The organism is Terriglobales bacterium (assembly GCA_035764005.1).
Lineage (GTDB): Bacteria > Acidobacteriota > Terriglobia > Terriglobales > Acidobacteriaceae > Gp1-AA112.
Genome location: DASTZZ010000106.1, coordinates 23,646 through 35,710, shown reverse-complemented (window position 1 = coordinate 35,710; position 12,065 = coordinate 23,646). Strand labels below are relative to the sequence as shown.

Genomic DNA, 12,065 nt, shown 5'->3' with positions numbered 1-12,065 from the left:
CCGAATGCCAGCACCGTCTGACCGGGACGTAGTTTGGTCGAGTCTCCCCACGGCACGCTCGGGAAGTTCGAGCCGTTGATTTTCAGTACGGCCAAATCCGTGAGCGGATCGTGGCCCACCAACTTCGCGGGCAGAACGCGACGATCGCTCATGGTTACGCGAATATCGGTGGCGCCATCGACTACGTGATTGTTGGTGACGATATAACCGTCGGGCGAGATGATCACGCCGCTGCCGAGTCCATGCTCAACGCGGTTTTGCGGCTGCATCGGATGACCGAAGAACTGGCTGAATCCCGGCGGCAAGCCCTCCGGCAGCCCGTCATCATTGTCGGAAGCGTCAACCTTCGTCTTCGCCGTAACCGTTACGTTCACGATCGCCGGGGTCACGCGTGCGGCCACCGCTTCGACAGCGTTGTCGAGGGCTACCAACGAACTGACGCTATTGTCGTCGAGCGCCGATGCTGCGGGAGCTGCGGTCGCGGCGCGCGCCTCCGCGGGTTTTAGTACTTCATAAGCTCCGAATGAGAATGTCATCGCCAAAGCCACGGCTGGCGCGATGAATCGCCGCCCTAGCTTCGACTTCCAACTTCCTATGTTCATTTGCTTCTCCTTCTAAATAACTAAATGTTTAGTTGATAAGGACAAAAATTTTTGACCTCAAATTACGTTTGCAACAAAGCCGTTCCGAATCGCGCCTGACGACCGATAGATCGTGAACTGCACAGTCGATGCAATCGTGCACGTTCCCGAATGCGCGCCACAGACAATCGTGGTGGAGAATGGCTGCAAAAGTTCTATTTCGGGAATCTGCGATGGATCGGGCTGAACCGTGTGGACGATCAATAGCCACGCAGTTTGTGAATGTGTTTGCTTATTGGCGGTCTTGAACGAGGTGTGAACCACTTTAGGCCTCGCCGCCACTGGTGCGTGTTGGGTGGAGCTGACTGCTTTCGCCTTTGTAAGTTTGAAATCCGATTGCTGTGCCCTGCTTCGGATCTTCATTATCGCCGGAACAACATTTGCATGTAGTTCGGTATCCGATGCAGACGTGAGCTGCATTCTCCCAACTGTCGGAGCAACTCTATCGCCGTTGTTGGCAGCCACCGAAGTGGACGGCAGCCCTTCCTGCAACACTACGAGCATGGGCAGGTGCGCCGATGCAGCGATCGCCAAAACACCGAAAATGCCGAGCGAAGCCACGGCAACGCCGGAAACGCGCCCGCGCGAGTTCTGGTCCAAAATGCGGCCGAGCCGGAGAGTCATCTGCCGGACTCGGCCGACGGCGGCGACGGCGAGAGCGACTCCGCGCCGCAACATACTCTTCTCCGCCAGCGAAACCAGGCACTCGGCATATGCCTGGGCGTCGTTGGTGACGGCGAGAACCATGTCATCGCACGCCATTTCTCGCTCCAGACACAGCCGCGAGTCGATCCACCAGACCGCTGGATGAAAGAAGAAGATGGCTCGCAGAACTTTTTGCAGAAGGTTCGTCCAGTCGTCCCAGCGGCGCAGATGACCGATTTCATGGAGCAGCACCGAGCAAAGCTTTTTCCCCGATAGCTCACTCAGCACCCACTCCGGCATCAGCACCGCGGGACGGATAAATCCGACTGCGGTAGGAGCGTTGATCTCATTGGAAACGCAAATGCGAACATTGCGCTGTGACTTGCAGCCTTCGAGCGCCGACTGAGCTTCCAGCGGAAGCTGAGAAAGATCGAGTTCAGTTGCGCGCCGCCGCAGACCGCGCAAGCGCAGCAGTCCTGCAGAGATTCTGATCATTCCGAAAAGGGAAATTAACGCCCATGCTGCCAAGCCATAGCCCACGAGATCAGCTGGAACGTCGACATGGAGGGCCGACGCTGCGCTCGATAATTGTGAACTCGCCGACGCGCCGATGAACGGGAGTACCAGTATTGCGAGCAGAGCCACCAGCCAGATCGCAAAGCGGGTTGCGGAATCGCGAAATATCTTCAGCCGGAACAGGAGCGAAATGAAGACTGCGACGAGCGTGCCTTCAACAACGCAGTTGATCAGCCGTTCACCAGCGATCATTGAGCCCGACTGCAGCAGAAGAATGCTCATTTGCGTTCACTCGCTTTCAAGATCTCGCGCAAACGGCTGATCTCTTCAGGATCAATCTTCTGTTCTTCAAGCAGATTCAACAGAAGCGATTGATGAGAGTTGCCGAAGAACCGGCTGACGACCTGGCGTACTGCCGATCGGCTGGCTTCGTTGCGAGCAACGATGGGCTCATAAATGTGAGCACGTCCTTCCTTCGCGTGGCGGACGTAGCCTTTGTTTTCAAGAATGCGGACGGTAGTCAGGACGGAGTTGTAGGCCAAATCAAGTTCTTCGGGAATCCCCTGAAGCACCTGCTGAACTGTGCAGGGACCTTTCTCCCACAAAACATTCATCACCCGAAGTTCGGCTTCTGTGAGCGTCTCTGACCTTCTCGGCGGCATTCGTCCTTGTTCCTCCATTATTGGACGCAGTAGGAACGAAAAGGTAACTAATTATTTAGGAGTTGACGAAACCATAGCAGCCAAGTAGGCGGATCGCGAGCTCAAGCTCGCGATTTTGCTTATGGGCACGGAGATAGCGCACCCGCAAAAGTCCCTTCTGCCGCCGCGTGCCGGCTGGGTACTGTGGTCGGATGGAACAGGAGTACGGCTAGTTGATCGCGCGGCTGATCTCTGCTGGCCAATACTGAGGATCGGGGAGGCTTCCTGTGGCATGTTCTTCGACAGCAGCCTCGGTATTATGCCCCTCGGGTCTTCGATACTCGTCCTTAAGCTGTTTTAGCAACTGCTGTCCCTCAGTCTGCTCGGATTGCTTGATCATCGGCTTGTCTCCGGGGAGAAAGATGCAAGTAGCCAATCTCCTGTACTCGGGAAATCGGCCCCAATCAAGCTGAGATGCAAGGAGACAGTTCGGAAAAGCGGTGCGAATCTGGTCTTTCTTGTGCATCGCTGTGGAAAAAAAGCCCGTTTAGACAGCTCCACAGGGGCAGGCGCGTTTTCCTCTCGTTCCACACCACAATTCGCCTTAGATGAGGATTACGACAATTTCCCGAACCCGATAAGGCAGGGTGCTAATGGCCCGAGTGTTACGAAATTCCTACCATTGGCCTGCTCGTCCCCCCACGAGCGAGAGGTTCAATGCGCGTTCTGTCAGTATTCAGCAAGGGAGTGCGGTTCATTGCTGCGCTCGCTTTATTAGCTTGCCTGTTTGGCTGCGGAGCCAGCTCGGGTGTTCCAAACACCAGTAGTTCATCAAATCCAGTATCGGATCCGACGCCGACACCAACCCCGACACCTACACCCACGCCAACCCCGACCCCGACGCCGACTCCGACTCCAACTCCGACCCCGACTCCCACTCCGACACCCACGACAGGTCCGGTGGTGCTGGTGCTGGAAGAGAACTATGGCTATAGCAGCGTGATTGGAAGCTCGGCGATGCCGTACTTGAACCAACTCGCGAATCAGTACGGACTCGCTACGCAGTATTACGCGGATACGCATCCGTCGATCGGTAACTACTTCATGTTCACGACCGGTTCGTTGCTCACGAATTTGACGGGAACGTCCGATCCGGATTCTTTCACGGGAACTGTCAATGCCGATAATCTCGTGCGTCACATGGTAGCGGCGGGCAAGACGTGGAAGTCGTATGCAGAAGATCTGCCGAACGTCGGCTATACCGGCGGCAATCAGGGCGCATACCTCGAGCGTCACAATCCTTTCTCTTATTTTTCAGACGTCCGCGGAACAGCGCAGGCGAACAACCTGGTTCCGTTCAGTCAGTTCGCGAATGATATGGGTGCCGGCAAACTTCCGGACTTCTCTTTTGTAGTTCCCAACGTGAATGACGACGCTCATGACGGCAGCCTCGCCCAGGCGGATGCATGGTTGAAACAGAACATTGCGCCCGTTCTTACCAGTTCACGGTTTCAGAACGGTGGAGTCTTGATCGTCGTCTTTGACGAAGCTGACGACACCGACTCCAGCCACGGCGGCGGACGCGTAGCCATGGTCGTGGCCGGACCAAGCGCAAAGACCGCTTTTCAGAGCTCGAACTTCTATCAGCACGAAAATCTGCTGAAGACGATCACAAATTACATGGGCATCGACGGAAATATCGGTGCTGCTGCAACTGCCAACCCCATGATCGAGTTCTTCAAGTAAGACTCTGAACGCGTGTTTCTATAACGGGCCAGAAACACAGGCCCCTGAACGGCAAGAAAGTGACAAGGGCCGCAGCAAATGCGGCACTTAAAGTTTGTCGGGCGGATGGATTTGAAGCGCCTGCATCAGTTTTGAAAGCGAGCGCCGCCGTTTTTAGCCGATTCCGGACGAGCACTGAGATCGCATTGAAATTGTCCGAACCGGCCGTAGCAGTTCATTCTATGCTGCAAGTGAGACCACTCGCACAGACCATATGTCCCGGCAACGATCATCAGGCACGCGGTAACAACCAGAAGCGCTCTCTTCGAACGGAATAGCCAGCTAGCCCCGGCGCTGACAGCCAAGATGATGACGGCGAGCTTCGTGAAATAGAACCACATGAAAAAGTCGAAGCGGTAGACGATGTCTCCGATTCTGAACGCCAAGTGTCTCATTTCAGAAACCTCCTCGCGTTTGTAGTTCCTTGTGCGGCGCAAGCATGACTCGCGCAAAGGTATGCCGCAAGTTACCGACGTTTTCGCCATCTGCCATTCACGGAAAGAACACGGGCGAAATGAAAAGGCCAGTCGTTGCGACTGGCCCTAAGCTTATGATTCCTTTGGTTGCGGGGGATGGATTTGAACCACCGACCTTTGGGTTATGAGCCCAACGAGCTACCAGGCTGCTCCACCCCGCAGATTCATATTACCAGCGGCGCAGAGATTTTCAAACCAATAGGCTGCGCTTTACTTCTCGTGCTTCTTCGCAAGCCGCCGGCTGTTTTCATCAAAGAGTTTTCCGGCTCCGAAAGTTCGGTTTCGAAGGCACTCGCTTAAGGTTCCATTCTGGCATCGGCCGAGTTGCCTGCAAGCATGCGAATCCGGTACAAACGAGGCTGCAGTTCCTCAGTTCTCATGAGTGAAACCATATCCCCATCATCTCGCCCAAGGCAGACTGTACTGCTCGCCGATGACGATCCCATTGTTCGGGAGGTTGTGCGCGCGAGGCTCTCTGCAGCTCATGATTTTCAAGTGATCGGGGAGGCCGAAGACGGTCGAGCGGCACTGGAACAGGTAGAGAGGTTGCGTCCGGATGTTCTGCTGCTCGATCTACTCATGCCTAATCTTCCCGGGATCGAGGCTTTGCAGGAACTGTCGTCTAAACGCAGTCATGGACATACCATCATCTTCAGCTCCGCCGCTGGCCCGCAGCAGATTGTGCAGGCGCTGCAGCTCGGCGCGCGGGGCATCCTCAGCAAAAATCACATTGCGAGCCTCGAGTCTGCTTTGCGAACGGTCCTCGCGGGCAAATATTGGGTTGAAGATCGCGAGGTCTCCGATGTGGGCACGCTCTTGCGTGAACTGTCGCAGACATTGGGTAGTGCTGAGCCGCGGCGAAATTTCGGCCTCACTCAACGGGAGATCGAGGTGATCGGGCTGGTCACTGAAGGATGCAGCAATCGCGAAGTGGCTTCGCGTCTGAGCATTACAGAAGACACCGTGAAGCGGCACCTGACCAATGTGTTCGATAAGGTCGGAATGTCCACGCGACTGGAATTGGCGCTCTTTGCGCTCAAGAACAAACTGGTCGCCGGCCAGGCAGGCGGCCTTTAAAGAGCTTCCGTTATTGCAAAAACCTCCGTGCGATCTCCCAAACTCGCACTTCGGCGGATCGAATCCGACTGGTTCTCGGCATCTTTTCGGCTCAATAGGGCTCCGGTTTCGCAATACAATCGGAAGCACCGTGCCGATGAAGCGCACCGTCGAGAAGACGGTTCTTACGGGATTTGTGATTGTGCTGGCCCTACTCGGCATCGTGGGAGTCGTCTCGCAGCGCACGATTCACGGCCTCATCGATGACAGCCAGTGGGTAAACCACACGCACGAAGTGTTGGAACTCCTGCAGCATGTGTCCTTTCAGATTACCCAGGCAGAAGCGTCAGTTCGCGGATTTGTTATCACTGCGAACTCCCGTTTTGAGTCGCAGTACCTGCTCGATCGCAGCGGTCTTGAGCCTCTGTTATCGGAGCTGAAGATTAAGATCTCCGACAATCCTGCAGAGCAGGCCAAGCTGCTGCAACTCGAAGCCGTTGTTGGCGAACGGTTCTCGATTCTCGATGATGCAATCCAAAGGCGCAAAACCGGCGGCTTGCCCGCAGTGCTTGCACTATCGAAGAGTAACCGTGGACTGATATTGAGCGCCCAGATCACGAATGTGATCGGCGAGATGCGCAACGAGGAGAACCGGCTTTTGGCAGAACGCAATCGGCGGGAGCGTGAAAGCTCGCGTCGCGCATTCCTTGTAGTGCTCTTCGCCATCATGCTGGCAATGACTGCCGTACTCGCTTCGGTCTTTTTGGCGTTTCGGGATCTCACGCGCCGGCGGGAAGTCGATCGTCTCAAGTCGGAATTCGTTTCGGTGGTTAGCCATGAGCTGCGTACGCCGCTCACGTCGATTCACGGTTCGCTCGGTTTGCTCTCTTCAGGTCTGCTTGAGAGTGAAAAAGGGAAGCGGATGCTGGAGATTGCCGTAAACAACACTGATCGGCTCATCCGACTGCTCAATGACATTCTTGATATCGAGAAGCTTGAATCGGGCAGTGTCCAGATGAATCGCACAGTCTGCGGGGCCGGCGATCTAATTCGTCGTTCGGTCGAAGTGATGAAGCCTATGGCCGATGAGCACAAGGTCACGATCCGTGTGTCGGAAGTACAAGCAACCATCGACGCCGATTGCGACCGCATCCTGCAGTGCTTGACCAATCTCCTGAGCAACGCAATCAAATTTTCCCATCCGGGGGGAAGTCAGGTCTCGATCAAAGCGGCGGTCGGAGTGGATGATGTCCAATTCGAGGTGACAGATCACGGCCGCGGTATTCCCGCCGACAAACGCGAGAGCATCTTCGAGCGCTTTCATCAGGTGGATGCATCGGATTCTCGCCGCAAAGGCGGTACCGGTTTGGGACTCGCTATTACCCGCAGCATCGTTCTCCAACATGGCGGACGTATCTGGGTGACAAGCGAATTGGGCAAAGGTAGTTCGTTCTTCTTTACGATTCCGCTGGCAAACGTGCGGCAGAATGACAGTGATGAGCCCAAAGCGTCTTTGATAGGGATGTCGAAGGGCCAAAATGGGAACTCCCTTTAAACACATTTTGCTGATCGACGACGAAGATGATATTCGCGAAGTCGCCGCCATGAGTCTGGAGACCGTCGCCGGATGGCGGGTAACCTGCGCCAGCTCCGGCGCGGAAGGAGTGAAACTAGCGGAGCACGCCAGGCCCGACGCGATTCTGCTCGATGTCATGATGCCGGACCAGGATGGAGCTCAAATTTTGCGGCTGCTTCGGCAGAACGAGAGCACGAAAAGCATCCCCGTGGTTTTTCTTACCGCCAAAGTGCAGGCGATCGAGCGTCAGCGGCTGAAAGAGATTGGTGCGTCCGGTACGCTGGCCAAACCCTTCGATCCCATGAAACTCGCCGATCAGATTGCACAGACGCTGGGATGGTGAGTGGCACATGAGTTCATCAGAAGTCGCCAAGAAACTCAATGCGCTCTGGCAAACATACCTGCCAACAATGGTGCTCCGCCTGGCCGCGATTCAACTGGCACTCGAGACTCTTGAGGCTGGGCACCTCGACCGCGAGTTAGCGCGCGTCGCCGCCCTGGAAGCTCATAAGCTTGCGGGCTCGCTCGGGACATTTGGGCTTGCCTCCAGCTCAGGAATGTCGTCCCAAATTGAACATCTTCTATCGCAACCGGACTCTGCGCAGAATATGGCCCCTGAGCTGAGAAAGCTGTTCGATTCCGTCAAGCGCGACATCGAAGCCAGGTAAGAGTCGTTTCCAGATCCTCAGACGGCTCTGCGGCTCCAAGCGTAAACCACTTTGGGAAATCTGCGCATTGAAGCAGCGGATGGACGAAACGAGTCGCTGGTATAGAAAATCGATTTACTGCTTGGGTTCAGCCCTACCGTCCAACCTTCAGTATTCCAACCTTCAGTATTCAGGGAATAAGCATTTTTTTATTGGTGAAACATTCGAGTATGTGAGAGCGTATAACACAACATTTCGATTCGCGCGTCGAGCACGAACCATGGCGAAGTCCAAAACAGGCGGTATTCCTAAAAACCGCAGCATCAGCCTCAAGGCTCTGGCCGAGCACTTACAGCTGTCTCCTACCACGGTTTCGCTGGTAATCAACCGTTCGAAGGGAGCTTCAGCCATTCCCGAGGAGACGCAGCGGCGAATCTTCGAAGCGGCGAAGAAGCTGAATTATCGCCCCAACTTCTACGCCCGTTCGCTGCGCACGCAGCGTTCGTTCATGATCGGTGTGCTGCATCCGGATCTATCGGATTACGTAGCGCTGCTTACGAACGGTATTGAAGATCACCTCATGCGCGAAGGCTATTTCTACTTCGCTGCCGGGCATCGCAACAATCCAGAGCTGATCGAAGAATATCCGATGATCATGATGGATCGCGCCGTCGAAGGGATCATCGTGATCGATACGCCTGTGAATCACTCCTTCCCGTTTCCGGTGATCGCCATTTCCGGGCACCGCAGCATTTCTGGCGTGACCAACGTAGTACTCGACCACAAACGGGCTGCCGAGTTGGCTTTAGGCCATCTAGTGCAATTGGGACACCGCAGCATTGCCTTCATGAAGGGTCCGAGAGTGAGTTCGGATAGCGAAGTCCGCTGGCAAAGCATCTGCGAAGTGGCAAAGGGCATGGGTCTGGAGATGAAGCCGGAACTGTGCGTAGAAATGGAGTTCAGCACCCCGTTTCCCGATATGGGATATCCGGTGATTCAGAAGCTGTTAGCCCAAGGCGGGCGCTTTACCGCGTTGTTTGCTTTTAATGACGTGTCTGCAATCGGGGCCATCCGCGCTCTGCGCGATGCCGGCATGGAAGTGCCGGACGACGTAGCTGTCGTTGGCTTCGACGATATTCCGAGCGCGGCCTACAACACACCCAGCCTGACTACGATTCGCCAGCCGCTTCGTCGCATGGGAGAAATTGCCGCTCAGACTTTGCTCGAGCGGCTCCGCGAAAAAGGCGCAGCTCCACGCGAAGTAGCCGTGGAACCGGAGCTTGTGATTCGCGAATCAACGACTACTCGCTTAAAGCCGGCAAATTTGCAGCGAGAAACAGAAGTTACAGCGAAATAGCCAGGGAGCCGATCCCGGCCGTTCGCTACCGCCATTGGTTGTTCCAAAGAAGATATTTTTTCTGTCAGCGAATTCGAATCAGTGATTACAAGGAATGCGCACCAAGCCCTTCCGCTGTTCTCCTCCGGAACTTCCCGCCATCTAAGGTGTTAAGAAGTTCAGACGCCACCCAACAATCGTGAGTATTCGGGAGGAGCAATGAAACTGATTCGTACTTTGATGTTAGGAGCGGCTCTGCTGACGACCTCAGCGTGGGCCTTCGGCCAAGGCTACTATCAGCCGGTTCAGGGCCATGACCGCGACGATCGCGCGGCTTACCGGCAGGGATACCAGCAAGGGCAGATTGACGCGCGCAGCCATCGCGGATTTCATCCCGATGCGAATCGTTATCGGGAAGGCGACGATCGCCGTGCATTTCGTGATGGCTACGAGGTCGGATACCGCAGTGGCGGGGGACGTGATTGGGATCGTGACCGCGATCGCAATCGCAACAGCGTCTACAACAATGGCGGCTACAACAACGGCGGATACTACCCCGGTCGCGGCTATGGCAACATGAACTCCATCGCGCAGCAGAACGGCTATCGCGATGGCATGAATGATGGCCGCAAAGATCGCATGACTGGCCACAGCTTCCGTCCTACGCAGGACGATAACTACAAGAACGCTCCTGGCTACAGCTCAAATATGGGCGATCGCCAGCAATACAAAAACATCTACCGCCAGGGATATCAGCAGGGGTATCAGATCGGGTACAACGGGCGTTAACTCAACATTCTTCTGAATTGGAGCCGGCAAACTGATTGCCGGCTCTTTTTTGTCTGTACCGCCTCCAGAAAAGCATGACTCAAACAATTAGAATTTTGAGCCATGCTCCAGAAATATCGAGTTGTTCTTCTTCTCGCTGCTTTTGTTCCCTCGATCGCGAATGCTGAACCAGTAACTTTCAAGCGCGCCATTGAGCTTGCTATTCGCAACAGCACGGCGGTGAACGCCGCAGATGTCGATGTGAATCGATTGCAAGCGACATACCAAGAGGCGCGTGATCAGTACATCCCCCAGGTCTATTTCGGTTCTGGACTCGCGTACTCGTTCGGTTTTCCGTTGGGCGAGCCGTCGTTGTTCAAGGTGAGTTCGACCAGCCTGCTGCTCAACGAGGCGCAACGCGAGTTCATCAAGGCCGCGCGCAGCGACGTTCGTGCCGCGACTTTAAACAAGCAAGAAAAGAAGGGTCAGATAATTCTCGAAACAGCGCTTTCATATTCAGAGTTGGATAAGAATGAGGCATCGATCAATGTGCTGCGCCAGCAGGAAGATGCCGCGCTGAAGTTCGAAGACATTGAGCACCAGCGCATTCAGGCTGGCGTCGACGCGCCCATCGAACTCACCAAGGCAAAACTGAACACGGCGCGCATTCGGCTAAAGATCGCGGAACTGGTCGCGGGAGCGGACACGCTGCGCATGCGTCTCTCTCAGCTCACCGGTTTGCCCGCAAAGGAATTTGAAACCGTCGCCGAGTCTATTCCGCGCCTGCCGGAAGTCTCGCAAGGCGAAGACCTGGCAACACGTGCCGTGAACTTCAGCCCTGCCGTAGCGAGTGCGAAAGAACTGGCTTCGGCGAAGCTGTTCCAGGCTCGCGGAGAGCACAAGCAGCTTTATCCAGCCGTCGATCTCGTTGGACAGTACGCGCGATTCACCAAATACAACAACTACGACCAGTACTACAAAACCTTCCGTCGAAATAACGGAGCGATTGGCATTGAAATCCGCTTCCCATTTCTCAACAAAGGGCAGAAAGACCATAGCGAGGCCGCCTATGCTGATGCTCTGCGTGCGCGCAAGGACGTCGACGCAGCGAAGGAGCAGGTTTCAACCGAGACTCTGAAGCTCCAACGCAGTGTTGCTCAGCTCAGCGCAGCGCGTGAGGTCGCCAAACTTGAATACCAGCTCGCCCAAAATAACACCGAGGCGATGCAGGCGAAGGTCGACGCCGGACAGGCAACACTACGCGATCAGCAACAAGCGCAGCTCGACGAGAACGACAAGTATTCAACTCTGCTCGACGCCACCTACGAACTCGAGAAAGCGCAGATGCAGTTGCTGAAGCAGACGGGGGATTTGGAGAAGTGGGCATTGTCGACGAGGTAGCCGTAGGCTATAGGCGATAAGCAATAAGCAATAGGCAATAGGCGATAAGCGGTAGGCGAATCGAATACTGATCAGTGCATCAAGGCTGGTACTTGGAGAACTTGGGATCGAGCAAGATGCTTTGTACGTGAAAGATTTCGGCGTCTGGAAGTCTGGCAGAAATCGCACAGGCTGAGTCTTGCTGTCTATCGTGCTACCACAAGCTTTCCGAATGAGGAGAAGTTTGGTCTCACAAGCCAAGTACGACGGTGTTGCGTGTCGATTGAAGCCAATATCGCTGAAGGTTGCGGCCGATCGGGAGATCTGGATTTGCGCCGCTTTCTTTATATCGCGCTAGGATCGGCGTCAGAACTCGATTGCGAACTGCTCTTGGCTCGTGATCTTGGCTTCCTTGCGCGCGACGCTTATGAGAAGTTGTTCATCGAGCTGAGATCGATTAAGGCGATGCTTTCAACACTAATTCGAAAGATCGGAGCGGATAACCCGCAATAGGTGTCGCCTTGCGGCTTCTTCGTGTCGCCTATCGCCTATTGCTTATTGCCTACTGCCCCTTGCCCACCGCCCCGACCAAAGTCGT

14 protein-coding genes and 1 tRNA gene are annotated in these 12,065 nt (G+C 55.1%); 9 read left to right on the top strand and 6 right to left on the bottom strand.

Going from position 1 to position 12,065, the window contains the following annotated elements:
- The 4 genes from VFU50_17190 to VFU50_17175 all read right to left on the bottom strand — a co-directional run.
- Window positions 1-602 (bottom strand): trypsin-like peptidase domain-containing protein (locus VFU50_17190; GenBank protein ID HEU5234599.1); only part of this gene is annotated, 602 nt, incomplete at its 3' end.
- Between the two features lie 57 nt (window positions 603-659).
- On the bottom strand, window positions 660-2,084 hold the full coding sequence (locus VFU50_17185; GenBank protein ID HEU5234598.1) for a M56 family metallopeptidase: 1,425 nt from the start codon (window positions 2,082-2,084) through the stop codon (window positions 660-662).
- Window positions 2,081-2,464 carry a BlaI/MecI/CopY family transcriptional regulator gene (locus VFU50_17180; protein HEU5234597.1) on the bottom strand — a complete coding sequence of 128 codons (384 nt, stop codon included), beginning with the start codon at window positions 2,462-2,464 and terminating at the stop codon, window positions 2,081-2,083. The genes VFU50_17185 and VFU50_17180 overlap by 4 nt, the downstream gene beginning before the upstream one ends.
- A 208-nt stretch (window positions 2,465-2,672) precedes the next feature.
- Entirely contained in the window at window positions 2,673-2,843 is a 171-nt protein-coding gene (locus VFU50_17175) for a hypothetical protein (protein ID HEU5234596.1), read from the bottom strand.
- 317 nt (window positions 2,844-3,160) lie between these two features.
- On the opposite strand from VFU50_17175, the gene VFU50_17170 reads away from it, so the two are divergent.
- Window positions 3,161-4,189, top strand: coding sequence for an alkaline phosphatase family protein (locus VFU50_17170; protein ID HEU5234595.1), 1,029 nt, complete (start codon window positions 3,161-3,163; stop codon window positions 4,187-4,189).
- Between the two features lie 125 nt (window positions 4,190-4,314).
- Here VFU50_17170 and VFU50_17165 read toward each other — a convergent pair whose 3' ends face one another.
- Together VFU50_17165 and VFU50_17160 are read right to left on the bottom strand one after the other, a co-directional pair.
- Window positions 4,315-4,623 (bottom strand): hypothetical protein, encoded by a 309-nt coding sequence (locus VFU50_17165; GenBank protein ID HEU5234594.1) that lies wholly within the window; start codon window positions 4,621-4,623, stop codon window positions 4,315-4,317.
- Window positions 4,624-4,788: 165 nt separating this feature from the next.
- Window positions 4,789-4,865, bottom strand: a tRNA-Met gene (locus VFU50_17160).
- A 217-nt stretch (window positions 4,866-5,082) separates the two neighbouring features.
- Between VFU50_17160 and VFU50_17155 the strand changes: the two genes are divergently transcribed.
- The 8 genes from VFU50_17155 to VFU50_17120 all read left to right on the top strand — a co-directional run bounded on the left by VFU50_17155 (window position 5,083) and on the right by VFU50_17120 (window position 11,980).
- A complete protein-coding gene (locus tag VFU50_17155; protein HEU5234593.1) occupies window positions 5,083-5,781 on the top strand; it encodes a response regulator transcription factor in 699 nt (232 codons plus the stop codon).
- A 136-nt stretch (window positions 5,782-5,917) separates the two neighbouring features.
- Complete coding sequence (locus VFU50_17150) at window positions 5,918-7,315, top strand: ATP-binding protein (GenBank protein ID HEU5234592.1); 1,398 nt, start codon at window positions 5,918-5,920, stop codon at window positions 7,313-7,315.
- The gene (locus VFU50_17145; protein HEU5234591.1) at window positions 7,299-7,679 is read left to right on the top strand and encodes a response regulator; all 381 of its coding nucleotides are present in this window, start codon (window positions 7,299-7,301) and stop codon (window positions 7,677-7,679) included. The genes VFU50_17150 and VFU50_17145 overlap by 17 nt, the downstream gene beginning before the upstream one ends.
- A gap of 7 nt (window positions 7,680-7,686) precedes the next feature.
- Window positions 7,687-8,004, top strand: a complete 318-nt coding sequence (locus VFU50_17140) for an Hpt domain-containing protein (GenBank protein ID HEU5234590.1) — start codon at window positions 7,687-7,689, stop codon at window positions 8,002-8,004.
- Between the two features lie 259 nt (window positions 8,005-8,263).
- Window positions 8,264-9,340 (top strand): LacI family DNA-binding transcriptional regulator, encoded by a 1,077-nt coding sequence (locus VFU50_17135; protein HEU5234589.1) that lies wholly within the window; start codon window positions 8,264-8,266, stop codon window positions 9,338-9,340.
- Window positions 9,341-9,538: 198 nt separating this feature from the next.
- The gene (locus VFU50_17130) at window positions 9,539-10,108 is read left to right on the top strand and encodes a hypothetical protein (GenBank protein ID HEU5234588.1); all 570 of its coding nucleotides are present in this window, start codon (window positions 9,539-9,541) and stop codon (window positions 10,106-10,108) included.
- Window positions 10,109-10,210: 102 nt separating this feature from the next.
- Window positions 10,211-11,488: a TolC family protein gene (locus tag VFU50_17125; protein HEU5234587.1), complete on the top strand. Its 1,278-nt coding sequence runs from the start codon at window positions 10,211-10,213 to the stop codon at window positions 11,486-11,488.
- Window positions 11,489-11,566: 78 nt separating this feature from the next.
- Window positions 11,567-11,980 carry a four helix bundle protein gene (locus VFU50_17120; protein ID HEU5234586.1) on the top strand — a complete coding sequence of 138 codons (414 nt, stop codon included), beginning with the start codon at window positions 11,567-11,569 and terminating at the stop codon, window positions 11,978-11,980.
- Window positions 11,981-12,065: the final 85 nt, after the last annotated feature.

Excerpts from the sequence above, each read along its gene's own strand:
- VFU50_17185 (HEU5234598.1), bottom strand. The coding sequence starts at position 2,084 with ATGAGCATTCTTCTGCTGCAGTCGGGCTCAATGATCGCTGGTGAACGG.
- VFU50_17180 (HEU5234597.1), bottom strand. The coding sequence starts at position 2,464 with ATGCCGCCGAGAAGGTCAGAGACGCTCACAGAAGCCGAACTTCGGGTG.
- VFU50_17175 (HEU5234596.1), bottom strand. The coding sequence starts at position 2,843 with ATGATCAAGCAATCCGAGCAGACTGAGGGACAGCAGTTGCTAAAACAG.
- VFU50_17170 (HEU5234595.1), top strand. The coding sequence starts at position 3,161 with ATGCGCGTTCTGTCAGTATTCAGCAAGGGAGTGCGGTTCATTGCTGCG.
- VFU50_17165 (HEU5234594.1), bottom strand. The coding sequence starts at position 4,623 with ATGAGACACTTGGCGTTCAGAATCGGAGACATCGTCTACCGCTTCGAC.
- VFU50_17155 (HEU5234593.1), top strand. The coding sequence starts at position 5,083 with ATGAGTGAAACCATATCCCCATCATCTCGCCCAAGGCAGACTGTACTG.
- VFU50_17150 (HEU5234592.1), top strand. The coding sequence starts at position 5,918 with ATGAAGCGCACCGTCGAGAAGACGGTTCTTACGGGATTTGTGATTGTG.
- VFU50_17145 (HEU5234591.1), top strand. The coding sequence starts at position 7,299 with ATGGGAACTCCCTTTAAACACATTTTGCTGATCGACGACGAAGATGAT.
- VFU50_17140 (HEU5234590.1), top strand. The coding sequence starts at position 7,687 with ATGAGTTCATCAGAAGTCGCCAAGAAACTCAATGCGCTCTGGCAAACA.
- VFU50_17135 (HEU5234589.1), top strand. The coding sequence starts at position 8,264 with ATGGCGAAGTCCAAAACAGGCGGTATTCCTAAAAACCGCAGCATCAGC.
- VFU50_17130 (HEU5234588.1), top strand. The coding sequence starts at position 9,539 with ATGAAACTGATTCGTACTTTGATGTTAGGAGCGGCTCTGCTGACGACC.
- VFU50_17125 (HEU5234587.1), top strand. The coding sequence starts at position 10,211 with ATGCTCCAGAAATATCGAGTTGTTCTTCTTCTCGCTGCTTTTGTTCCC.